Genomic DNA, 20,347 nt, shown 5'->3' with positions numbered 1-20,347 from the left:
CAGCTTGTTGGTATTGTTTTTAAGGCGACGCTCTGTGTCGCAGCCTGGCGAACATTTTTTGACGTCAGGCAGGTGCCCGTCCAACGAGAAAAAGCTGCGGTCTGGCATAAGAAAAATTTGATTGCCCTGCTTGAGCGAGCCTGCAATGAATCTCAAATTCCTCGAAACCTTCGTCTGGGTGGCCCGCCTGAAGAGCTTTCGCCTGACGGCCGAAAAACTCTTCACCACGCAGGCCTCGATCTCCAGCCGTATTGCTGCACTGGAAGCAGACCTCGGGGTGCGGCTGCTGCTACGTGACTCACGCGGCGTCAGCCTGACGCCCGAAGGCAGTAAGGTGCTGGAATATGCCGAACAGATGCTGGGCACCGCCAAGGCCCTGAGGCAATCGCTGGACAGCGACCGAGCCAAGGTCGGACGCATACGCCTGGGGGTGATGGACACGGTCATTCACACCTGGATGAGTACCCTGGTGTCGGAGTTGATGGAGCATTACCCGCAGGTTGAAATCGAGCTGGTCGCCGATACGGCACTCAACCTGCGTGAACAACTGCAGAAGGGCTTCCTCGATGTCATCCTGCAGACCGACCTGCTCCGCGAAGCCTCAATCCGCAGCCTCGACCTGGCGCGGTATCCCATGGGCTGGATCGTCGCCAGTCAATCTATCTACAACCGGGCATACACCTCACTGGCCGACCTGGCCCGTGAGCGCATCGTCACCTTCTCAAAGAACTCGCGCCCCCACCAGGAAGTCTTGAGCCTGTTGCAGGCGGAAGGCGTCAGTACGCCTCGGCTGAACTGCGTGAACTCCGTGGCCGCCATCACACGCCTGCTGCGCGACGGGTTCGGCATCGGCGCCTTACCGCCGGCACTGGTCAGCGAAGAACTGGCACGGGGCGAGCTCAGCCAACTGCACCTTGAGCAACAACCGCCGAGCCTTGAACTGGTGGTAGCCTGGCAAACCGGGGTGCAATGGACGGACGAGGTCGTCGCCCTGTGCCGTAACGTGCTCGAGCGTTACGCCAGCCATGCCGGAGCGCAGCACATCGTGCTGGTTTAACGCCAGCTCGGCTGCACCGGCTTGCGCCGCCCGCCCAGCAGTACCCAGCCGATCAACAACAGGAAGCTCTCCAGCAGCAATGCCGGCAACAATGCGCACCCCAGGCCCCAGGCAATCGCCTCGGGAACCAGCAAGACCTGATAGCTGTAGCCCTTCAGCGTTTCGTCGCGTAACTGAGCATCGGCAGCCACCAGCACATGCCAGGTACGGGCCAGCCACGGCCCCTGCAGGATCTGCCATTCGCCCTCAAGCAGGCGGTTGCGGCCGAGCAGGCTATCGATACTGTCTGCATCACTGTGGAACACCGGGTCGTCACTGGCCCGGTAATGCCGCACCAAGGCCTGTAGATCGCCGTTGAAGAAACGTTGAGCAGTCTGCTCAAAGCCCTTTAGCCCTTCACGCGACTCCAACAGATGGGCCTGCACCCTCTGGCTGTAGTCATTGATCAAACCGGGCACCTGCACACCCAACAGCAAACCGCAGGTGAACAACAACAGCCGCAAGTAGCTCCTGAGCATGATGATCCTTATTCCGTCCGGCCTTGAGCGATACATTCCCCGCGCCGCCAAAGCCCCCACTGCCCGGGCTCATAACGGTGCCAGGTTTCGTTCTCGGTCAGCGCTTCGGTGGCGATGACCGTGACGACGTCATTGGGTGTTGTTTCAGCCTGAAAGTCGACGATCATGTCGACATCTTTCAATCGAGCCGGGCCGAAAGGCGCGCGCCGGGTGATATGCACCAGTTTGGTCGAGCAATAGCAGAACAGCCAGTCACCATCGCTGAGCAAGCCATTGAACACGCCCTTGCTGCGATACTCATCGCACGCAGCAACCAGCACCGGCAGCAGTTGCTCGACGTCGACCGGCTCCGGGAACGCCTCGCGCACGCGGTTAAGCAGGTCGCAAAACGCCGCCTCGCTGTCGGTATCACCCACCGGACGGTAGAAGGTCCTCAAGGCCTGGAAGCCCGCCAACTGGCCGTTGTGGGCAAAGCACCAGTTGCGCCCCCACAGCTCACGAACGAACGGGTGGGTATTGGACAGGCAAACCTTGCCGACGTTGGCCTGGCGAATATGCCCGATGACCACTTCACTCTTGATCGGGTAGCGCTGTACGAGGTTGGCCACTTCCGACTCACAACTTGCCGCAGGGTCCTGAAACAGGCGCAGGCCGCGGCCCTCGTAAAAACCGATACCCCAGCCATCGCGGTGAGGACCAGTGCGGCCACCGCGCTGCATCAGCCCAGTGAAGCTGAAAACGATATCAGTCGGCACATTGGCGCTCATGCCCAACAATTCACACATGCTCGGTTCTCGCTTCTGAGGCAGGCGTTAGAGGCGTGGTTCAACCCGTAGCGAACCACTGCTGGCAGGTGGGTCGTTGCGGTAGCGGCCAGGTTCGGAGCTGGTGAACGGTTGGTCCTGCTCTTCAAGCGCGTTGGCACGCTGCTGGGCAGCCGCTTCGGCAGCTTCACGGCGAGCACGGGCGTTGCGCTCCAGCGGCCAGCGCACCAGTACGAACAGCAGATAGGCGACAAAGGCAAACATGCCGTACATGGCCAGGTCAGACGCGGCGCGCAGCACATTACTACCCACCTTGAAGGCCAGGTCCAGGGCACTGATGGCAATGGCCGGTGCGAACAGGTCACGGCCAGGATCGACAATGGTCGGGGTGAACAGCAACACCGCGACGGCCACCCGCAGTGGCTCGCGCAGCCAGCGCCACATCCAGCGAGTCAGGCGAAACCAAACCAACAGGCAGCCCAAGGCTGCGAAGGCATAAAGGCCCCAGGCGAGCAGATAATCGTTCTCGGTCATGACGTCCGTGGCAAGCTAGGCAAATAGACGCTTATGATAACGATTTTTCCGCGTGCCGGCGCCCCCTGTCTGAGACGGCCTCGCCGCCGATCTGCCAAGAGAACTTCCAATGCCCACCGTTTCCCCCGTTTCCAACGCCCCCGTGGCCCACAAAGCTGCCGGCAGCGACCCTTATGCCTGGCTGCAGGAACGTGACACGCCTGAGGTCATGGCCTACCTGGAAGCCGAGAATGCCTATCAACAGGCGCAGCTCGCTGACCAGGCAGAGCTGCGCGAACAGCTGTTCCAGGAGATCAAGGGCCGGATCAAGGAAACCGATCTGTCGCTGGCCTCGCCATGGGGACCGTACCTTTACTACACCCGCACCACCGCCGGCGACGAGTACCCCCGCCACTACCGCTGCCCACGCCCGGCTGACGACTCGCCGACCGTAGACGAAAGCCGCGAAGAACTGCTGCTCGACCCCAACAGCCTGGCCAATGGCGGTTTCCTGTCGCTGGGTGCGTTCAATGTCAGCCCCGACCACCAACGCCTGGCCTACAGCCTGGATACCAGCGGCGATGAGGTTTACACCCTGTACGTCAAAGAACTGAGCAATGGCGCCGTCCAGGCGCTGCCGTTCGACGACTGTGACGGCAGCATGACCTGGGCCAACGACAGCCAGACACTGTTCTTTGCCGAACTGGACGACACCCACCGCCCCTACAAGCTGCTGCGTCATCGCCTGGGCAGCACTCAGGCCGAAACGGTGTTCGAGGAGGCTGACGGGCGTTTCTTCCTGACCTGCTACCGTTCAAGCTCCGAACGTCAACTGGTCCTGCTGCTCAACAGCAAGACAACCAGCGAAGCCTGGGTGCTGGATGCCGATCACCCGCAAGCGAACTTCACGTGCCTGGCGCCACGCGTCGAAGACCATGAGTACTACCCTGACCACGGCCAACTTGACGGTGAATGGCATTGGTTTATCCGCAGCAACCAGCACGGCATCAATTTTGCGCTGTTCCACGCAGTGGCCGACAGCATCCCGACACGCGACCAGTGGCAGGTGCTGGTACCCCATCGCGAGCAGGTGATGCTCGAAGGTTTCAGCCTTAATGCCAGCGCCCTGACCCTGAGCCTGCGTGAAGGCGGCCTGCCGATCATCGAAGTGCAGCCTCAAGGTCGTGCTGCCTACCGCGTCGAACTGCCCGATGCCGCCTACAGCCTCTACGTGCAGGACAGCCTGGAGTTCACCAGCACACGAGTCCGCCTGCGCTACGAGGCACTCAATCGCCCGGCACAGGTCAGGCAGCTGGAGCTGGCAAACGGTGCGCAACAGGTCCTCAAGCAGACCCCCGTACTGGGCCCTTTCGATGCTGACGACTATGTCAGCCAGCGCCTGTGGGCTACCGCCGCCGACGGTACACGCGTGCCGATCAGCCTGGTTCAACGTCGCCAGGACGTCGGCAAGCCCGTTCCGCTGTACCTGTATGGTTACGGCGCCTACGGCGAAAGCCTCGACCCCTGGTTCTCTCACGCTCGCCTGAGCCTGCTTGAACGCGGCGTGGCCTTTGCCATCGCCCATGTACGTGGCGGCGGCGAGTTGGGCGAAGCCTGGTACCGTGCAGGCAAGCAGGAGCACAAAGGCAATACGTTCAGCGATTTCATCGCCTGTGCCGAGCACTTGATTGCCAGCAACGTCACCCAGGCCGAGCAGTTGGTCATCAGTGGTGGCAGTGCTGGCGGCCTGCTGATCGGGGCGGTACTCAACCAGCGCCCGGAACTGTTCAAGGCTGCCATCGCCGAGGTGCCTTTCGTCGACGTACTCAACACCATGCTCGACCCAGATCTGCCATTGACCGTTACCGAGTACGACGAGTGGGGCAACCCTGAAGAGCCAGCCGTCCATGAGCGGATCAAGGCCTACGCACCGTATGAGAACGTCAAGGCTCAGGCGTACCCCGCACTGCTGGTGATTGCAGGCTACAACGACAGCCGCGTGCAGTATTGGGAAGCCGCCAAATGGGTGGCGAAGCTGCGGGCAACCAAGACCGACGACAACCTGCTGCTGCTCAAGACCGACCTGGGCGCAGGCCATGGCGGTATGAGCGGTCGCTACCAGGGGCTGCGCGATGTAGCGCTGGAGTACGGTTTTGTCTTCAAGGTGCTGGGCCTGGCGTAACGCCGTTTTTGACTGCCGCACCACGCCTGAGCAAAGCCGCCCATCGACCTAGTCCTTGGTCGGCTTGTCGACGTCCGGCGCGGGGGTCAGCCCCGGTAGTGGCTGATCTTTCGGCGGGTTCGGCAGCGGCATCGGTGGCAACAAGGGCGAACCGCTGCGGCTATCGCCAGCCTTGGGGATACTTGATGGTGCCACCTGCGGGTATGGGGTCGGCGTTGGCGTTCCCGGCGCTCCCGGAACGGGCGCGATGGGCCGTGGTTGCAGGTCCTGGGCTGAAGCAGCCCCCAGGGTAGTCAGGACCATTACTGCTGCAATCAGATAGCGCATACCAGTGCTCCTTCGGGCCGTTTGTCTAAAGGCTACGCCTAAGACAGCAAATGCGCCTGCCCGATTCCCTTGGCAAACAGCTAAACTCAAGGGCATAACCGTAACAAGCCCGATAAAAAGGTACCTCCATGAGCTCGGCAACACCCTCCTCCGCCACCGCACGTCTGGACCGCATCCTCGCCGATGCCAAACGCGACCGTGAAATGGGCTATCGCGACAAGGCCCTGAAGATGTACCCGCATGTCTGTGGACGCTGTGCCCGTGAGTTCTCTGGCAAGCGCCTGAGCGAGCTGACCGTGCATCACCGCGACCACAACCACGATAACAACCCCCAGGACGGCTCGAACTGGGAGCTGCTGTGCCTGTTCTGCCACGACAACGAACACGCACGCTATACCGACCAGCAGTACTTCAGCGAAGGGTCGACCAGCAGCCCGACGATCGCCAAGGCAACCCACAACCCGTTCGCCGGGCTGGCAAGCTTGCTGAAAAAAGACTGATCGTCCCCGCCTGTGCCGGCAAGCCCGTATAATCGTGTTTTTTCTCAAGGGCCCCGGCACGTGGCGAACAAACGGTACAGCTGCATAGGACTGTTCAACCCCAAATCTGCAGAAAACGTCGGCTCGGTCATGCGTGCGGCAGGCTGCTATGGCGTCAACTCGGTGTTTTACACGGGAAAACGCTATGAACGCGCCCGCGACTTCGTCACCGATACCAAGCGCGTACATTACGACATCCCACTGATTGGCATCGACGATCTGCAGAAAATCATTCCCTTGGGCTGCACGCCCGTTGCGGTGGAGCTGGTCGAGGGCGCCCGCCCGCTGCCGACCTACACCCACCCGGACCGGGCCATCTACATTTTCGGCCCTGAAGACGGCTCCCTCGACCAAAGCGTGCGCGACTGGTGCGAAGAAACCATCTACATACCGACCGAGGGCTGCATGAACCTGGCAGCCACTGTGAACGTGGTGCTCTACGACCGCATGGCCAAAGGCAACAACACCCGGTCCGGGCCGAAATTCAAGTAACGACTAGTCCAGCAATTTGGTTTGCAGCACCTTCGACGAACCACCCAGCACACTCTCGCTGAGCTGAACGAATTCCTGGGTGCTGACGCTGTTCAGGCGCATCATGGCCCGGCTCACGTCATCCAATGAGCGCTGGTTGTGGGTCTGCAAACGGATTTCCCGGTCCAGTGCCTGTAACAGCAGCACGGCGCGTGCAATGGTCGGCCCATCGACCTGGGCACCACGCAGGCTGGTGACCTTGGCTGAGGCCTTGGTCAAGCTGTCCTGCAGCACTTGATAACGGTCATCGGCCAGCCCACCGGAGCGGCGCAGCAATTCAATGCTGTAGTACTCGGCCAGCCCCTCACCTATCCAGTCACTGTGCTGGATGTCGTTGACCCCGGCGAAGGCCCGCACCAGCTCACGCAACAAGGGGCTGCTGCCGTTCTCGCTCACCAACGGCCGGCTGCTGTGTGAGTAGATCGAGTTGTTTGCCGCGCGCGTACCGCGCCAGAGTTGATCATGGCCTCCGACGATCAGCAGTTTGGGCGGATTGCGCGGAAACACGGCTTGCAACTGCGGCCATACGAACGTCAGCAGCGTCAGGGTATCAAGACGGCGCATACCCTGCCCTTTCGGGGCGGCTACCGTGACCTCGGTATCTCCGAGTCGGCTGCGACGGCTACCGATGTCGCCCGCCAACATCCACCCCGTCGGACGGTCAAACAACCTGGAGACCTGGTCGATGCGGAAGCGATTCTTGCCGATGCGTGGCCACGCAGTTTCGACACTCTTCCAGCCGCTAGGCAGCTCAAAGGTCAGACGGGCCACCAATTCGGTACCGTCCTGTTGATCCAGACGTGCGGGCGGTACCAGGTCATCGCCACGAAACAGCGCCCAGTTCGGGGTGATTCGACTGTCGTACATGCCGCCCTTGAGCCGGTGATCCAACTGCACCTTGTAGGTCAGGCTGGACTGGCCCGCCGCCGGCTGCCACAGGCCACGCCGACCGTTATCCTTGAGTTGCCACTGGCCTTCACCCTTGAATTCGCTGTAGTTGCCCAGGGTACCCAGATCGAAATCCAGGCTGCGCACTACGGCCCCATCGGCCAGGGTCAGGCTGACCAGCGCCAGACCCGTCTGCGGCAATAATTGGACGTGATAATCCAGATCGACTTTCTTGGCCCAGGCGGGCGCACTCGACAGCAGCAGGGCCAGCACCCACAGGTAACGCACACGCATAACGACTCCTTGCAACGACACCATGCCGCGCCCCAGCGCGCTTGTACGCCTCAACTGGCGCGAAAGATCAGATAGTCTTCCCAATCATCCTCAGCCACCGTCGTCTCGCTGAGCATTCGGCCAGACTGGGAAATACGCTGTTTATGCACCTGTTCGCGATCACCACACACCAGGTAGTGCCACTGCGGCAAGTCCTGCCCCTCGCTGACCAGGCGATACGCACAGGTTGGCGGTAGCCATTTGAACTGATCGGCCGTTCCCGGCGTGAGTTGGATGCAGTCAGGCACCTGCTCAAAGCGATTCGGGTAGTCGCGGCACTGGCAGCTCTTCAGGTCCAGCAGTTTGCACGCAATACGCGAGTAGTAGACGCTGTTGTCGTCTTCATCTTCGAGCTTTTGCAGGCAACACAGACCACACCCATCGCATAGCGACTCCCACTCCTGGCGGTCAAGTTGCTCGAGGGTTTTGCGCATCCAGAAGGGGGCGGCGTTAACAGCCATCGTGTCAGATTCCTGTTTCAATTCATGTGCAGCGGCGCGGCGGCGCCAGTCTAGGTCGTGTCATCACTCATTGCCAGACCGCTTGTCAGCGCTGACTCGGCACAGTAGCTTGAGCCTACTTGCCATTTCTCAATCCCGTCAGGAACGCCTACATGAGCGCCAATCCCCGTGTTGCCGACTATGCCATCAACGATCAGTTCATCCAGCGCTGGTCGCCACGTGCCTTCACTGCCGAGCCGATCAGCGAAGAAACCCTGCTGAGCTTCCTGGAAGCAGCACGCTGGGCGCCGTCGGCCTACAACTCACAACCTTGGCGGTTCCTTTACGCGCGCCGTGACACGCCAAACTGGGAGCGCTACCTGGGCCTGCTCAACGAATTCAACCGCAGTTGGGCACAACACGCGTCGGCCTTGGTGATTATTGCCTCCAAGACCACCTTCACCGCCCCTGGCGCCAGCGAAGAAACCCCGGCACTTTGGCATACCTTCGACACCGGCTCGGCCTGGGGCCACCTGGCCCTGCAAGCCAGCTTGAGCGGCTGGTACACCCATGGCATGGCCGGTTTCGACCAGGCCCTGACCCGCAAAGAGCTCAAGATCCCTGAAGGCTATGACCTGCATGCCGCCGTGGCGATCGGCAAGCTGGGCGACAAGGCCAGCCTTGCTGAAGGCCTGCAAGCCCGCGAAGTCCCAAGCCCACGCCGCCCGCTGAGCGAGTTGGCCGCCGAAGGCGACTTCAGCCTGTAAACACGGCGCTTGCCAGGTGTTGGGCAACCTTGCTGCCCAACACCTGCAGGACGCGATCCGTCAGTAGCCGCGGTTGAAATCCACTTCGCCGCGCAGCGCCTCACCGGCTCGGTAAGCCTTCAGGTTCTCAACGAACAACTGCACCATCGCCTCTGGCGAGGTCGGTGCCGAACTGTGACCTGTCAGCAACAACCCCAGGGCTGTCCAGAACGGATGGCGCGGCGGCAGAGGCTCCTGGCGACAAACGTCGATGACCGCGCCCGCCAAATGCCCCTTCTCCAACGCCTTGACCAGATCGGCATCCACCACCGCCACACCACGCCCGGCATTGATGAACAATGCATCCGGATTGAACCGGGCAAACAATGCTGCGTTGTAGAGATCATGGGTAGCCGGTGTATCTGGCAACAGGTTGATCACATAGTCAGCCTCGCCAACCAGCCGGCCGAGGTCATTCAACCCCGCCACCTCGATAAACGGTGCCTGCTCACGCGCCTGGCTGGCAACGCCATACAGCTTGACGCCAAAGGGCAACAGAAACTCCGCAACCCGCTGACCAATGTCACCGGTGCCGACAATCAATACGCGCCGACCTTCCAGCGTACGTCCGGGGCGACCATCCCATTTACGTTCTACCTGGCTGACCAGCCGGGCCAGCACCTCACGTTCATGGACCAGCATGTAGGTCAGCACATACTCAGCCATGACCTGGCCAAAAATCCCTACCGCCCGCGTCAGGCGGTAATGGCGAGGCAGTTCATTGGCGAGCAGTGGCGTAATACCCGCCCAGGTCGACTGCAGCCATTGAGGCTGGTGCCCTTGGCGCAACAGGCTCGCCAACAGATCAGGTTGCCCTAGCCACACGGGGCAGTCTGCAGCCTGACGCGCCAGCTCGGCGGAGTCACCACTGGTCAGAACCTCCAGGTCAGGAGCCCTCTCACGCAACAGACGAGCGTAAAGGGTATGATCCTGTTCGGCGATCAGAACACGCATGTTTTATACAACCTTGCAGAAGCGCTGAATGCGGCCATGCACGATGGCATGGGCCGCATTCAGGGGATGTTCAGGGCAGTAATCAGACGGGGTCGTTGCGACGCAGCAACTCTTCGGGCAAGTGCTCGATGTACTCATCTTCTGCGGGCGGCATCTGCAGGTGATAGCCCTGCTGATCGAGGTTTTCCAACACCTTGGCGATGTCCTCACGGGCCAGCTTGCGCTCGGGTGTCAGCACCAGGTCGAAGGCATGCAAAGGGGTTCCAAAAAACGGCAGCAAGCCTTCAGGCACGCGCTCCAGGCCATCAGCCTTGAGTACGTAGAGGTACATTTCGTTCTTGCGTGGGCTTTTGTAGATCGAACAGATTCGTTTCATCGTTGTTCTCCGGCACCGGCGAGGCAGTCAAGCAGCGCCTGGCCCATCCGCTCGCGGCGCCAGCCGCGCAGGGAGTCGGGCAGTTGATAAGGGCCATTGGGAAAGCCGCTCTTGAGCAGGGCTTCCAGGGTTTTCTTGCGCAGCATCAGCTCTGGGGCAATGCCCAGGCGCTCGGCTTCAGCCTGACCGATGGCACGCAGTTGCTTGAGCACCCCCGAGGCTTCGATTGGCAACGGCTCGGGCAAGGCCGGCGGCCATTCGGCGGGCGCAACGCTCGCGGCCTGCTTGATCAGAGCGAGCAGAAATTCACCATCCTGGCGAATGGTCCGGGGATGCATATCCTCGATTTTCGCCAACGCCGAGAGGTTGTCAGGCTGGGTCCGGGCAAGCGGCCACAAGGATGGCTCACGCAGAATCCGGTTGCGCGGCAGATCACGCGCTCGCGCCTCTCGCTCACGCCAGGCACACAGCTCACGCATGACCGCCAGTTGCTGGCGAGACAGCTTCCAGGCCAGCTTGGCTTCGCGGTACAACTCGTACGGGTCGGTTTCGCGGCGCATCTGCGCAACCAGCTCCGCACCGTCGTCCAGTACCCAGGCGTACTTGTCATCCGACAACCGCGGACGCAGGCGCTCGTAAAGCTCAGCGAGGTGCACGGCATCTTCGGCAGCATAGCTGACCTGGGTTTCCGACAACGGACGCTGCAACCAGTCGGAGCGGGTTTCACCCTTGGGCAGGTCAATGCCCAACACGTCCTGAACCAGCCGCGAGTAGCCCATGGAAAACCCCAGGTTGAGGTAACCCGCGGCCAACTGCGTGTCGAACAAAGGCGCAGGCAAGCTACCGGTCAAGCGCATCAACACTTCAAGGTCTTCGCTGCAGGCATGCAGCACCTTGGTCACCTGCTGATCCTCGAGCAGGCGCGCGAGCGGCTGCCAGTCACCAATCTGTAGGGGATCGATCAAGAAAGCCCGTGCCCCATCACCAACCTGGATCAAACCGGCTTTGGGATAAAAGGTATCAACCCGCATAAACTCGGTATCGAGCGCCACGAAGGGCAGTTGCTGCCACTGCAGGCAGTGCTCGGCCAGGCTGCGGTCGTCGCAAATCCAGTGAATATCGATGGCCACAAGGCTCTCCCACAAACAATGGCCCGCAGTATATACAACGCGGGCCACCGTCGGGAAACGGTACGACCGTCAGCGGCTCGTCACCTGGCGGCAACCGGCAAACAGATCAAGATCCGGCTTGTACACGCCACTTTGGACCTGCAGCAAACCGAGCATCGAATGGAACAGGTTGTCCTGGCTAAGCGGCTGGCTGCTGCTCTTGGCAAGGCAGGCCGTGTCGACAGCGAAACTGTGCTGATAACCCTCGGAGAACCACGCCAGCATCGGCACATGCTTCTGTTGCTCCGGTGCCAGCATATAGGGGGTGCCATGCAGGAACAGGTTGTATTCACCCAGCGATTCACCATGATCGGACAGGTAAATCATTGCGGTATCCACTTTGTCTGACTTGCTGCGCAGGATATCGATCAGCGATGCCAGGACATGGTCGGTATAGACCAACGTGTTGTCATAGGCATTGGTGATGCTTTCACGGCTACAGGTGTTCAGTGCGTTGCTCTGGCACACCGGCGTAAATCGCTCATAGGCCTTGGGATAACGCTTGTAGTATTCAGGCCCGTGGCTGCCCATCTGGTGCAGCACCAGTACGGTGTCCTGTTGCAGATTGTCGAGGGAAGCTTCCAGCCCCTTGAGCAGGATATCGTCATGGCACTCGCTGTCGGCGCACAACGCCGGGTCCTTCAGGTTGCTGACATCCTCGAACACTACCCGGTCACAGGTGCCTTTGCACCCTGACTGGTTGTCACGCCAGCGCACTGCAAGCCCGGCACGCTGAAGCACATCCAGCAGCCCTTCACGGCTCTTGGCATCACTGGCCGAGTAATCCTTGCGGGTCATTCCCGAGAACATGCAAGGCACCGACACCGCAGTCTCGGTACCACACGAGGTTACATTGTTGAATGCAATCAGGCCGGCCTCATGGCTCAACTGCGGGGTGGTGTCACGCTCATAACCCAGCAGGCCAAAGTCTTCCGCACGAGCGCTTTCGCCAACAACCAGTACGGTCAACGACTTGCGTGGATGCTGCTGCCAGGATGATGCCAAATGCGCATCTTCACCATACTTGTGGAATGACTTGACCGCAGAACCTGCGCGCTCCCTCAACAAACCGACCGACGCCCCTACATAGTTGCTGGGCACAATCATCAGGCGCAGTTCATGGTGATTGCGAAACAGCGAAGAAAGGCCCTGATAATTGAGCAACGCAACACCGCCGAGCGCCGCAACACAGCCCACGCTGACGACCAGCTTGCTGAGCAACTCACGGTGCCAGGCACGGTACTGAATCGGGGTCTTGATCAGCAGGAATGACGGCACACCGCCCAACAGCAAGACGTATGCAAGCCACTTCAGAGACAGCAGGTCACGTACTTCTGTCGCATTGGTCTCAACAGCGTTGCGCAACATGCCCACATCGATCAGCACACCATACTGATTCATGAAGTAAGCAACGCTGGCACTGATCATGAATAGCACAATCAGTACAGGCTTCAGCACAGCTTTGAAGGCCAGAAACGTCAGGATCAGATTGAAGGCGCACAGCAGCATCAATGCGAAGGCCATGCGCAGCAGCATGCCTTGCCCGTCTCCCTGAATAATCGTGAACAGGTGCTGCCAAAGCGTGAAGTTGAATCCGAACAGCAGATACAAACTAGCGATCAGTGTGACCCATTCTGGACGCAGCGGCTTTACCTTGAACATGAGACTTCGCTTGAAAAGTAATTCGAGAGAGTGCGCGTTGGCACGGCTTTAAAACTGCCGAAACTCTAGGCGCCGCCTCATAAAACTTTCGTGAAAAAGATGGCAACAAAGGGTTTGATGCCTTTTTGCCAGCCAGCCTCATACACGCCGCACTTCCTGCCAAGACAAGGCATTGCAGCGCATCAGGATTGAGAAATACGGCTACAGACCAGCCCTGCCACAGAACCTGGCAAAGACGGCTATCCTCATAACTCAAGCCCTTACTCAGTAGCCCGCAGAGGTGGAGACATGCCGGTTAAGCACGATTTGCTCGCAGACCTTAATCTGACCAAGGAAGCGTTCGATGCCCTCAGGAAAACCGACCCACAACTCGACCGACTGCATGAAAAGTACAATGCCAAGGATGCCGAAGTCGTCGTGGCAGAGGGCAATGGCGCCTCGGATGACCGGGTCACCCAGCTTCGCAAGGAGCGACTGAAACTCAAGGATGAGATTGTTGCTCACGTGCAAAAAGGCAAACCCAACTGAGTACGCAGGAGGGAAAGCCATTGTTCAACGTCGACTGACACCCGCTTTCCGATGGAGCGGCTTGAGGTAAGTCGCTCTCGATTCGATTGAGGTCGCCATGCTGGCGACCTCAATCGACATTCTTCTGCAGCCCCTCCTGATGCAGGGTGGAGCAACAAGAGGGGCTCTCTACACTCTCTTAACGACAGAGGTGCTGCAACACCACCTCCAGAGGATGCCGTAACGTGCGGTCGGCCATGCGTTTGACCTGGCTGCGGCAGGAGTAGCCTGTTGCCAACGCCTCACCCTGCTTGTCCAGTTTACCGGCCCAGGACTGCTCAAAGATCGTCCGCGAGGTTTCCTGGTTACGCGCTTCGTGGCCGTATGTACCCGACATGCCGCAGCAGCCGGTCGCCTCGGTGACCAGTTTCAGCCCCAGACGAGCAAACACCTGCTCCCACTGCCGGGTACTGGCCGGAACGTTGGTCTTCTCAGTGCAGTGAGCCAGCAAGCGGAAGGTCTCCGGGTTGGAAACCGCCCGCTCAGGTAGCGCGTCAATCAACCATTCCTGTGGCAGCGCAACCTTCGGGCACTCACTCAAGCCCGGGACCTTCTGATATTCCTGCCGGTAGACCAGCGTCATGGCCGGGTCCAGGCCGATCAAAGGCACACCGCAATCGGCCAGAACCTTGAGTTGGCTGGCATTGCGAATCGCCGCCTTGGCGAACGCGCCGAGAAAACCCTGAACGTGCAATGGCTTGCCATTGGCACTGTAGGGCGCCAGGAATACCCGATAGCCCAACCGATGAGCCAACTCAATGAAAGACGCCAGCAACGGTGTTTCAAAGTAGCGGGTGAAGGCATCCTGCACCAGCACGATACTGCGCTCGCGCTGCGCCGGCGTCAGTTCGCGCAGGGCCGGAACGCTGGCCGGTCGGACATTGCAACGGGTCAGCGTCGCCTGCAGGTTGTAGCGACTGATCAGCGGGCTGTCGAGCATGCCGACATGACGCTCCAGCAGTCGGCTGACCCACTGCGAACCCATCACCCAGTTGTACAGCCCTGGCGCATAGGCCATGTACGGGATCGTGAACTCCAGCGAACCAATCAGGTAATCGCGCAGTGGCCGCTGATAGCGACCATGGTAGAGCTCGAGGAAGCGCGAGCGAAACTCCGGCACATTGACCTTGATCGGGCACTGCCCCGCGCAGGACTTGCACGCCAGGCAGCCAGCCATGGCGTCGTAGACCTCATGAGAGAAGTCCGCCTCACCCCGCTGGCGCGCCCGGTTGTTGCGCAGCCGGGCGGGCAACGTCTTGAGCCAGGAAGTTTTCTTTTTCGCTGCCGCAAGCACATCGATGTTGGCCGCCCCCTGCAGGCGCAACCACTCACGAATCAGCGAAGCGCGGCCTTTAGGTGAGTGCTGACGCTCGCGGGTAGCTTTCCAGGACGGGCACATGGCGTCGTTGGGGTCAAAGTTGTAACAGGCGCCATTGCCGTTGCAATGCATGGCGCTGTCGAAGCTCTGCCAGACCCGCTCGTCAATCTGCCGGTCCAGGTCACCGCGCAGTGTCACCTCATCAACCTTGAGCAGGCTCTCGCTGCTGTCCGGCGTACAGATCTTGCCGGGGTTGAGTTGGTTGTACGGGTCAAATGCGCCCTTGAGCGCCTGAAGCGCCGGGTACAGCTCGCCAAAAAAGCTCGGTACGTACTCCGAGCGCAAGCCCTTGCCGTGCTCACCCCAGAGCAGGCCACCATAACGCTGGGTCAGTGCCGCCACGGCATCGGAAATCGGCTTGACCAGTGCCGCCTGGGCAGGGTCTTTCATGTCCAGCGCCGGTCGAACGTGCAGCACGCCAGCATCGACATGCCCGAACATGCCATAGGCAAGGCCATAGCTGTCCAGCAAGGCGCGGAACTCGGCGATGTAATCGGCCAACTGCTCCGGCGGCACGGCGGTGTCTTCGACAAATGGCTGCGGGCGCACTTCGCCTTCAACGTTGCCAAGCAAACCCACCGAGCGCTTGCGCATGGTATAGACACGGGTAACCGCTTCGGCACCTTCAGCCAGGGTATGGCCCAAACGCTCGATACTGGTGTCAGCCTGCAGATGTTTGACGAACGCCTGCACCCTGGCGTTCACTTCGTCCGGTTCATCACCACTGAACTCCACCAGGTTGATCCCCAGTGTCGGGCGCTCTGGGTCGGCAGGAAAGTACTCGGCAACGCTGTGCCAGACAATATCCTTCATGGCCAACAGCAACACCTTCGAGTCAACCGTCTCGATGGACAACGGCTTGTGGCTCAGTAACGCGTTTGCATCGCGCAAGGCGTCCATGAAGCTGCTGTAACGCACGTTGACCAGCACCGAATACTTGGGAATCGGCAACACGTTCAACTTGGCCTCTACCACGTAGCCCAAGGAACCTTCGGCGCCGCAGAGCACGCTATTGAGGTTGAAGCGCCCCTGCTCGTCGCGCAGGTGTGCCAGGTCGTAGCCTGTCAGGCAACGGTTGAGCTTGGGGAAGGTCGACTCGATCAATTCAGCCTGGGTTTCATGGATCTGTCGGGCCATACGGTAAACCTCACCGCTGCGCCCGGCCTGTGCGCAGGCCTGATCCAACGCCTCATCATCGATGGGCCTGGTGTGCAATAGCTCGCCACCCAACAGCACGCTATGCAGCTCAAGTACGTGATCGCGAGTCTTGCCGTAGGTGCAACTGCCCTGCCCGCTGGCATCCGTGTTGATCATGCCGCCCACGGTCGCACGATTGGAGGTGGACAGCTCTGGCGCAAAAAACAGCCCGTGGGGCTTGAGGGCGGCGTTGAGCTGGTCCTTGACCACCCCCGCCTGAACCCGCACCCAACGCTGCTCGACATTGATTTCGAGAATGCTGTTCATGTGCCGCGACAAGTCGACAACGATGCCATCGGTCAACGACTGGCCGTTGGTGCCGGTGCCGCCGCCACGTGGCGTCAGCTTGACCTGCCGAAAGCGCGGCTCGGCCATCAACGCAGCGACACGCGCCACGTCCTCGGCATCCTGCGGGAATACCGCCGCCTGAGGTAAGCGCTGATAGATCGAGTTGTCGGTTGCCAGTACCGTACGGGTGGCGTAGTCGGCACTGATCTGGCCACGGAAGCCGGCAGCGCGCAACGCATCAAGGAAATCGGCATACAGGGTGGCCGGCGTGACACCAGTCAATCGGGCGATCATTGGGGATGGCCTCATTTATATCGGTTTAATCATGAATACCTGCTAAAACGGTATGGCTGGCACACCATCAGGTAGGGGATGATGACCATGATCCCGGAGCTTCAAGCCAGACACAAACGGATACTCACGCAGCCTTCGATGACTTTTACGAATGAATTACCGCAACCTCACCCCATCCATGTCCCTACTGCTGGCCTTTGAGGCCGCTGCCCGCCACGAGAGCTACACCCGCGCAGCCGCAGAACTGTCGCTGACACAGAGCGCCGTCAGCCGCCAGGTCCAGATCCTGGAACGCCAATTGGGGGTGACACTGTTCCGTCGTGAAGGCCGCGCCGTCCAGCTCACCGATGTCGGGCGCCTGTACCAGCGAGAAATCAGCGAAGCATTGGGCCGTGTGCGCAGCGCCACCCTGCACGCGATTGCCCATCAAGCCGGCGGCGGCAGCCTGCGCCTGGCGACCCTGCCAACCTTTGGCTCCAAATGGCTGCTGCCGCGCCTGCATGAGTTCTACCGCAGCCACCCCGAGGTACTGGTGCATATCAATTCGCGGATCGAACCCATCGACTTCGCGACCAGCGGCATCGACGCCGCCATCGTAGTCGCGGCCAGCGACCTGCCGGGGCTGATCTGCCACCGTTTGCATGCCGAAGAACTGATGGTGATCCTTTCGCCAACCCTGGCCGCCACACGGCCCTGCTGGACACCCGAAGACATCAGCAAACAGGTGCTGCTCAGCGTCGCAAACAACCTCAACGCCTGGGGCGAGTGGTTCATCCACCATGGCCTGACGCATCAGGCCATGCGCCTGGGGCCGAGCTTCGAACTGACCTCGCACCTTATCCAGGCCGTGCGCGCCGACATCGGTATCGGCCTGGTACCCAGGATCCTGATTACCGACGAACTGGCCCGTGGCGAGCTGAGCAGCCCGGCGCTGCCTTACGCCAGTTCACGCAGCTACTACCTGGTGTACCCGCCGCGCAACAAGGCCCTGCCCGCGCTACAGGCGTTCAGGGACTGGCTGCTGGATAACGCCGACATGCAGCTTCAATAGATCGCGGGCAACCCGCCACCCTGGCCGTTGCCAGCTTCAGTTTTGGAAACTCATCGCCTGCAACGGGTGACTCGGGCGTACATCAACCTGTCCCAAGAACAGCAGCAGATTGATGCGCTGAAAGCAGCTACGCATCCATCCTCAGCCCGATCATTGCTAACGAGCGATGACGCCAAGGGCGCGATGTGCAGGTGCGTGAGCAGAACCTGACACAAACACCGACCACCTTCGTCATTGGCATCATCGAAAGCGCCAAGAACAATTCCAAGATGGCTTGAACGACATGCACCCGCAAAGAAAGACCCTGCACAATGAGTTGCACGCCCGTCCGTCCCTGTATTTCGACGAGCCCGCGAACGTCTACCACCTGGCATTCCTCACCCACGAGGTGCCGTGCGACACCCTCCTGAGCAGCTTCTGCCGTGACCCCATCGATCCCGATACTGTTCAGGGCATCACCCAGCTAGAGGGTCACGCATTGAAATGGGAGCGGCACGCCGAGTTTCTGACCCTGACAGTGGTGGTGACCTCGTCCGACCCCGAGCCTGGCTGGAGCCCGCCGCCAAAGGCCCTAATGGACCGGGTTGCGCCTTACTTGCAACATATGATCAACGCCGTACAAATTGTGGTACGCGCCGATACGTCCTTTAACGGTGACCTTTCCAGCTTCGGCTTCAAAGACCCCTGCGGCTCTTGCATAGGTGGCGGCGATGCGGTGGTGTGGAGCGACTTCCGCTTGAGCGAAGATGGCACCAATCGCTTTCTGTTCGTGAACAAACGCCTGAATGCGTACCGTCAAGGGCGCATGATCCGGCGCCTGCTGGAAATCGAGACCTACCGCATGATGGCCTCGCTTTCACTCACCACCGCGAAAACCCTGAGTACTCAACTCAATACCTTCGACAGAACGCTGGTCAACCTCTCAGAGCGCAACGCCGGCGCCGAGACCGGCGATGCCAAGGCGCTGCTGGCCGACATCGCCAACCTGTCGGCACAAGTGGTCAGCAGTACCGCGAAAACCCGGCACCGCTTCAGCGCCACACAAGCCTATGCCCAACTGGTATTTGAGCGCTTGAGCGAACTACGGGAAAGCCATGTCGGAGACTGCCAGCGGCTCGGTATCTTCATCGAAAGACGATTCAAGCCCACCGTCAGGTACTGCGCCGTCACCGAACAACGCCTGGATCAACTGGCCAAAAGCGTCGCCAACCTCGGCGACCTGCTGCAGGCGCGCGTACAAGTCGAAATGGAAGAGCAGAACGCGGAAATCCTCAAGAGCCTGAGCAATCGCGCGGATACCCAAATAAAAATCCAACGCGCGGTAGAAGGCCTGTCGATTATCGCCATCACCTACTACCTGCTGAGTCTGCTCAAGCTGCTCTACTCGGGCGCGCACACCCTGGGGCTGGAGATGTCCCCGAAAGAAGCCATGCTGACCATGAGCCCACTGGCCATCAGCATTCTCCTGCTCATCCTGATCCGGATAAAAAGAGCGAAGAGCGAGCATTGAACCCGCGGAGGGCCGTTGCACCGCAGCGGCCTGAAAAAACGACACCCAAAAGCACAAAACCCCTGAAAGCGTTAACGCTTTCAGGGGTTTTGTGTACTTCATGTATGGCGGAGAGATAGGGATTTGAACCCTAGGTACTGTTGCCAGTACAACGGATTTCGAATCCGTCCCGTTCGGCCACTCCGGCATCTCTCCAGTGGCGCGCATGATACCAGCAGTTTGCCAAAAGGCAAAGTGCCTTGCGAAAAAAATTCGCGTGGTATCAGGCGCTTGCGTTAAAACGCCAGCTTACAGCGGTACGCCCAGGCGCTTGGCCACTTCTTCGTACGCTTCGATGACGTCACCGAGGCCCTGACGGAAGCGGTCCTTGTCCATCTTCTTGCGGGTTTCCTTGTCCCACAGGCGGCAGCCGTCCGGGCTGAACTCGTCACCCAGCACGATTTCGCCGTGGAATACACCGAACTCCAGCTTGAAGTCCACCAGCAGCAGGCCAGCGTCGTCGAACAGCTTGGTCAGTACTTCATTGACCTTCAGCGACAGCGCTTTCATTTTCGCCAGTTGCTCGGCAGTGCCCCAACCAAACGCAACAACGTGCGATTCGTTGATGAACGGATCACCCTTTTCGTCGTTCTTCAGGAACAGTTCGAAGGTCGAAGGCTCCAGCTTGATGCCTTCCTCAACGCCCAGGCGCTTGACCAGGCTGCCAGCAGCATAGTTACGCACGACGCACTCGACCGGAATCATGTCGAGTTTTTTGACCAGGCACTCGTTGTCACCCAGCAGTTTGTCGAACTGAGTCGGGATACCCGCTTCTTCGAGTTTCTGCATGATGAAGGCGTTGAACTTGTTGTTCACCATGCCTTTGCGGTCGAGCTGTTCGATACGCTTGCCGTCGAACGCCGAAGTGTCGTTGCGAAACAGCAGGATCAAGCGGTCAGCGTCATCGGTCTTGTAAACCGACTTGGCTTTGCCGCGGTAGAGTTCTTCACGTTTTTCCATGATG

20 protein-coding genes and 1 tRNA gene are annotated in these 20,347 nt (G+C 60.0%); 8 read left to right on the top strand and 13 right to left on the bottom strand.

The window, feature by feature from the left end:
* Nucleotides 1–145 precede the first annotated feature (145 nt).
* Nucleotides 146–1,057 (top strand): LysR family transcriptional regulator, encoded by a 912-nt coding sequence (locus AB7M23_RS12450; RefSeq protein ID WP_330522136.1) that lies wholly within the window; start codon nucleotides 146–148, stop codon nucleotides 1,055–1,057.
* Here the strand turns inward: AB7M23_RS12450 and AB7M23_RS12445 are convergent.
* Genes AB7M23_RS12445 through AB7M23_RS12435 form a run of 3 tightly spaced genes read right to left on the bottom strand, consistent with a single transcriptional unit; the run spans nucleotide 1,054 to nucleotide 2,873 of the window.
* Nucleotides 1,054–1,575 (bottom strand): DUF2937 family protein, encoded by a 522-nt coding sequence (locus AB7M23_RS12445; RefSeq protein WP_454240945.1) that lies wholly within the window; start codon nucleotides 1,573–1,575, stop codon nucleotides 1,054–1,056. The two genes, AB7M23_RS12450 and AB7M23_RS12445, sit on opposite strands and share 4 nt — an antisense overlap.
* An 8-nt stretch (nucleotides 1,576–1,583) precedes the next feature.
* Nucleotides 1,584–2,360 carry a class II glutamine amidotransferase gene (locus AB7M23_RS12440; RefSeq protein WP_065759263.1) on the bottom strand — a complete coding sequence of 259 codons (777 nt, stop codon included), beginning with the start codon at nucleotides 2,358–2,360 and terminating at the stop codon, nucleotides 1,584–1,586.
* A 27-nt stretch (nucleotides 2,361–2,387) separates the two neighbouring features.
* Nucleotides 2,388–2,873 (bottom strand): MFS transporter, encoded by a 486-nt coding sequence (locus tag AB7M23_RS12435; protein ID WP_454240944.1) that lies wholly within the window; start codon nucleotides 2,871–2,873, stop codon nucleotides 2,388–2,390.
* Between the two features lie 109 nt (nucleotides 2,874–2,982).
* On the opposite strand from AB7M23_RS12435, the gene AB7M23_RS12430 reads away from it, so the two are divergent.
* Nucleotides 2,983–5,034, top strand: coding sequence for a S9 family peptidase (locus AB7M23_RS12430; RefSeq protein WP_065759261.1), 2,052 nt, complete (start codon nucleotides 2,983–2,985; stop codon nucleotides 5,032–5,034).
* 48 nt (nucleotides 5,035–5,082) lie between these two features.
* On the opposite strand, the gene AB7M23_RS12425 is transcribed toward AB7M23_RS12430, so the two are convergent.
* Nucleotides 5,083–5,361, bottom strand: coding sequence for a hypothetical protein (locus AB7M23_RS12425; RefSeq protein ID WP_330522132.1), 279 nt, complete (start codon nucleotides 5,359–5,361; stop codon nucleotides 5,083–5,085).
* 128 nt (nucleotides 5,362–5,489) lie between these two features.
* Here AB7M23_RS12425 and AB7M23_RS12420 point away from each other — a divergent pair, with 128 nt between their 5' ends.
* The gene (locus tag AB7M23_RS12420) at nucleotides 5,490–5,861 is read left to right on the top strand and encodes a YajD family HNH nuclease (RefSeq protein ID WP_065759259.1); all 372 of its coding nucleotides are present in this window, start codon (nucleotides 5,490–5,492) and stop codon (nucleotides 5,859–5,861) included.
* A gap of 60 nt (nucleotides 5,862–5,921) precedes the next feature.
* Nucleotides 5,922–6,392 (top strand): RNA methyltransferase, encoded by a 471-nt coding sequence (locus AB7M23_RS12415; protein ID WP_065759258.1) that lies wholly within the window; start codon nucleotides 5,922–5,924, stop codon nucleotides 6,390–6,392.
* A 3-nt stretch (nucleotides 6,393–6,395) separates the two neighbouring features.
* On the opposite strand, the gene AB7M23_RS12410 is transcribed toward AB7M23_RS12415, so the two are convergent.
* Both AB7M23_RS12410 and AB7M23_RS12405 read right to left on the bottom strand, forming a co-directional pair.
* The gene (locus AB7M23_RS12410; RefSeq protein WP_099773825.1) at nucleotides 6,396–7,613 is read right to left on the bottom strand and encodes a hypothetical protein; all 1,218 of its coding nucleotides are present in this window, start codon (nucleotides 7,611–7,613) and stop codon (nucleotides 6,396–6,398) included.
* A gap of 50 nt (nucleotides 7,614–7,663) precedes the next feature.
* Complete coding sequence (locus tag AB7M23_RS12405) at nucleotides 7,664–8,113, bottom strand: YcgN family cysteine cluster protein (protein WP_454240943.1); 450 nt, start codon at nucleotides 8,111–8,113, stop codon at nucleotides 7,664–7,666.
* A 152-nt stretch (nucleotides 8,114–8,265) separates the two neighbouring features.
* Between AB7M23_RS12405 and AB7M23_RS12400 the strand changes: the two genes are divergently transcribed.
* The gene (locus tag AB7M23_RS12400; protein WP_099773824.1) at nucleotides 8,266–8,859 is read left to right on the top strand and encodes a nitroreductase family protein; all 594 of its coding nucleotides are present in this window, start codon (nucleotides 8,266–8,268) and stop codon (nucleotides 8,857–8,859) included.
* 60 nt (nucleotides 8,860–8,919) lie between these two features.
* Here the strand turns inward: AB7M23_RS12400 and AB7M23_RS12395 are convergent, their stop codons facing one another.
* The 4 genes from AB7M23_RS12395 to AB7M23_RS12380 all read right to left on the bottom strand — a co-directional run bounded on the left by AB7M23_RS12395 (nucleotide 8,920) and on the right by AB7M23_RS12380 (nucleotide 13,059).
* Nucleotides 8,920–9,852 (bottom strand): D-2-hydroxyacid dehydrogenase, encoded by a 933-nt coding sequence (locus AB7M23_RS12395; RefSeq protein ID WP_454240942.1) that lies wholly within the window; start codon nucleotides 9,850–9,852, stop codon nucleotides 8,920–8,922.
* Nucleotides 9,853–9,934: 82 nt separating this feature from the next.
* On the bottom strand, nucleotides 9,935–10,228 hold the full coding sequence (locus AB7M23_RS12390; RefSeq protein ID WP_065759253.1) for a YcgL domain-containing protein: 294 nt from the start codon (nucleotides 10,226–10,228) through the stop codon (nucleotides 9,935–9,937).
* Nucleotides 10,225–11,358 (bottom strand): ribonuclease D, encoded by a 1,134-nt coding sequence (rnd, locus tag AB7M23_RS12385; protein WP_454240941.1) that lies wholly within the window; start codon nucleotides 11,356–11,358, stop codon nucleotides 10,225–10,227. Before rnd ends, AB7M23_RS12390 begins: the two co-directional genes overlap by 4 nt.
* A 69-nt stretch (nucleotides 11,359–11,427) precedes the next feature.
* Entirely contained in the window at nucleotides 11,428–13,059 is a 1,632-nt protein-coding gene (locus AB7M23_RS12380) for a phosphoethanolamine transferase (protein WP_454240940.1), read from the bottom strand.
* Nucleotides 13,060–13,347: 288 nt separating this feature from the next.
* Between AB7M23_RS12380 and AB7M23_RS12375 the strand changes: the two genes are divergently transcribed.
* Nucleotides 13,348–13,587: a YdcH family protein gene (locus tag AB7M23_RS12375; protein WP_330522126.1), complete on the top strand. Its 240-nt coding sequence runs from the start codon at nucleotides 13,348–13,350 to the stop codon at nucleotides 13,585–13,587.
* A 178-nt stretch (nucleotides 13,588–13,765) separates the two neighbouring features.
* On the opposite strand, the gene ydiJ is transcribed toward AB7M23_RS12375, so the two are convergent.
* Entirely contained in the window at nucleotides 13,766–16,783 is a 3,018-nt protein-coding gene (gene ydiJ / locus AB7M23_RS12370; RefSeq protein ID WP_454240939.1) for a D-2-hydroxyglutarate dehydrogenase YdiJ, read from the bottom strand.
* 151 nt (nucleotides 16,784–16,934) lie between these two features.
* Here ydiJ and AB7M23_RS12365 point away from each other — a divergent pair, with 151 nt between their 5' ends.
* A complete protein-coding gene (locus AB7M23_RS12365; RefSeq protein ID WP_065759248.1) occupies nucleotides 16,935–17,834 on the top strand; it encodes a LysR substrate-binding domain-containing protein in 900 nt (299 codons plus the stop codon).
* Nucleotides 17,835–18,117: 283 nt separating this feature from the next.
* Nucleotides 18,118–19,344: a DUF3422 domain-containing protein gene (locus AB7M23_RS12360; protein ID WP_454240938.1), complete on the top strand. Its 1,227-nt coding sequence runs from the start codon at nucleotides 18,118–18,120 to the stop codon at nucleotides 19,342–19,344.
* A gap of 105 nt (nucleotides 19,345–19,449) precedes the next feature.
* Here AB7M23_RS12360 and AB7M23_RS12355 read toward each other — a convergent pair.
* Together AB7M23_RS12355 and purC are read right to left on the bottom strand one after the other, a co-directional pair.
* Nucleotides 19,450–19,539 (bottom strand) — tRNA-Ser (locus AB7M23_RS12355).
* A gap of 93 nt (nucleotides 19,540–19,632) precedes the next feature.
* Nucleotides 19,633–20,343, bottom strand: a complete 711-nt coding sequence (gene purC / locus AB7M23_RS12350; protein WP_009399599.1) for a phosphoribosylaminoimidazolesuccinocarboxamide synthase — start codon at nucleotides 20,341–20,343, stop codon at nucleotides 19,633–19,635.
* Between the last annotated feature and the right edge of the window lie 4 nt (nucleotides 20,344–20,347).

The organism is Pseudomonas sp. HLS-6 TE3448 (assembly GCF_053629555.1).
Note: the sequence above shows the minus strand (reverse complement) of the source record. Positions and strands in the feature narration are given on the sequence as shown.

Excerpts from the sequence above, each read along its gene's own strand:
- AB7M23_RS12360 (WP_454240938.1), top strand. The coding sequence starts at position 18,118 with ATGCACCCGCAAAGAAAGACCCTGCACAATGAGTTGCACGCCCGTCCG.
- AB7M23_RS12420 (WP_065759259.1), top strand. The coding sequence starts at position 5,490 with ATGAGCTCGGCAACACCCTCCTCCGCCACCGCACGTCTGGACCGCATC.
- AB7M23_RS12410 (WP_099773825.1), bottom strand. The coding sequence starts at position 7,613 with ATGCGTGTGCGTTACCTGTGGGTGCTGGCCCTGCTGCTGTCGAGTGCG.
- AB7M23_RS12395 (WP_454240942.1), bottom strand. The coding sequence starts at position 9,852 with ATGCGTGTTCTGATCGCCGAACAGGATCATACCCTTTACGCTCGTCTG.
- ydiJ (WP_454240939.1), bottom strand. The coding sequence starts at position 16,783 with ATGATCGCCCGATTGACTGGTGTCACGCCGGCCACCCTGTATGCCGAT.
- AB7M23_RS12435 (WP_454240944.1), bottom strand. The coding sequence starts at position 2,873 with ATGACCGAGAACGATTATCTGCTCGCCTGGGGCCTTTATGCCTTCGCA.
- AB7M23_RS12375 (WP_330522126.1), top strand. The coding sequence starts at position 13,348 with ATGCCGGTTAAGCACGATTTGCTCGCAGACCTTAATCTGACCAAGGAA.
- AB7M23_RS12405 (WP_454240943.1), bottom strand. The coding sequence starts at position 8,113 with ATGGCTGTTAACGCCGCCCCCTTCTGGATGCGCAAAACCCTCGAGCAA.
- AB7M23_RS12380 (WP_454240940.1), bottom strand. The coding sequence starts at position 13,059 with ATGTTCAAGGTAAAGCCGCTGCGTCCAGAATGGGTCACACTGATCGCT.
- AB7M23_RS12430 (WP_065759261.1), top strand. The coding sequence starts at position 2,983 with ATGCCCACCGTTTCCCCCGTTTCCAACGCCCCCGTGGCCCACAAAGCT.
- AB7M23_RS12445 (WP_454240945.1), bottom strand. The coding sequence starts at position 1,575 with ATGCTCAGGAGCTACTTGCGGCTGTTGTTGTTCACCTGCGGTTTGCTG.
- AB7M23_RS12440 (WP_065759263.1), bottom strand. The coding sequence starts at position 2,360 with ATGTGTGAATTGTTGGGCATGAGCGCCAATGTGCCGACTGATATCGTT.
- purC (WP_009399599.1), bottom strand. The coding sequence starts at position 20,343 with ATGGAAAAACGTGAAGAACTCTACCGCGGCAAAGCCAAGTCGGTTTAC.
- AB7M23_RS12400 (WP_099773824.1), top strand. The coding sequence starts at position 8,266 with ATGAGCGCCAATCCCCGTGTTGCCGACTATGCCATCAACGATCAGTTC.
- AB7M23_RS12425 (WP_330522132.1), bottom strand. The coding sequence starts at position 5,361 with ATGCGCTATCTGATTGCAGCAGTAATGGTCCTGACTACCCTGGGGGCT.
- AB7M23_RS12450 (WP_330522136.1), top strand. The coding sequence starts at position 146 with ATGAATCTCAAATTCCTCGAAACCTTCGTCTGGGTGGCCCGCCTGAAG.
- AB7M23_RS12365 (WP_065759248.1), top strand. The coding sequence starts at position 16,935 with ATGAATTACCGCAACCTCACCCCATCCATGTCCCTACTGCTGGCCTTT.
- AB7M23_RS12390 (WP_065759253.1), bottom strand. The coding sequence starts at position 10,228 with ATGAAACGAATCTGTTCGATCTACAAAAGCCCACGCAAGAACGAAATG.